This window comes from Alicyclobacillus shizuokensis NBRC 103103, assembly GCF_001552255.1.
In the GTDB taxonomy this organism is placed as follows: domain Bacteria; phylum Bacillota; class Bacilli; order Alicyclobacillales; family Alicyclobacillaceae; genus Alicyclobacillus_G; species Alicyclobacillus_G shizuokensis.
Window position 1 is genome coordinate 1 of sequence record NZ_BCQV01000148.1, and the last position, 501, is coordinate 501.

The window sequence follows — 501 nt, forward strand, 5'->3', positions numbered from 1 at the left end:
GTAACCGTCAAATCAAATCCTTCCCTACACGCTCCCCCCACTCATCTCGCCAAATCCCTTGTCCCGCCTGGCTTTTCTCGACTTTTCCTGCTTCCTCCCACTTTCTGCCGTCAAATTCGATCCTTCCCTGGATCACGCCTTTTTTCACCCGTTTTTATCCTCTATTTTCCAGAAATCGCGTTCTTGCGTAAAATCAATTTGTTCCCTGGTGTAGCAGGGCAAGAGCGGGGATTTGGGCACAGGGACAAGATTTTTTGTCATGTATTTTTTTCGCATTTTTGGTCGGGCATGGTCGAGGAATCCTTGATTTGTCGGGCTTTTTCGCGTCTTGCCATCTTCAATTTTTCGTCTCGCCCTTTCCCCGAAATGCCTCCTCCCTGCCACGCAAAAACGGGTGAATCCAGGCTTTTGACCCGAATTCACCCGTGTTGTAGGGAACAACTTATTTTACTCAGGGAAGAACTTATTTTGCTCAGGGAAGGAGGTTATTTTGCGAACACA

At 47.7% G+C, this 501-nt stretch carries 1 protein-coding gene; it reads right to left on the reverse strand.

All coding sequences use genetic code 11. The features are described from left to right. Positions 1 to 7: 7 nt before the first annotated feature. On the reverse strand, positions 8 to 148 hold the full coding sequence (locus ASH01S_RS18745) for a hypothetical protein (protein WP_157067257.1): 141 nt from the start codon (positions 146 to 148) through the stop codon (positions 8 to 10). Positions 149 to 501: the final 353 nt, after the last annotated feature.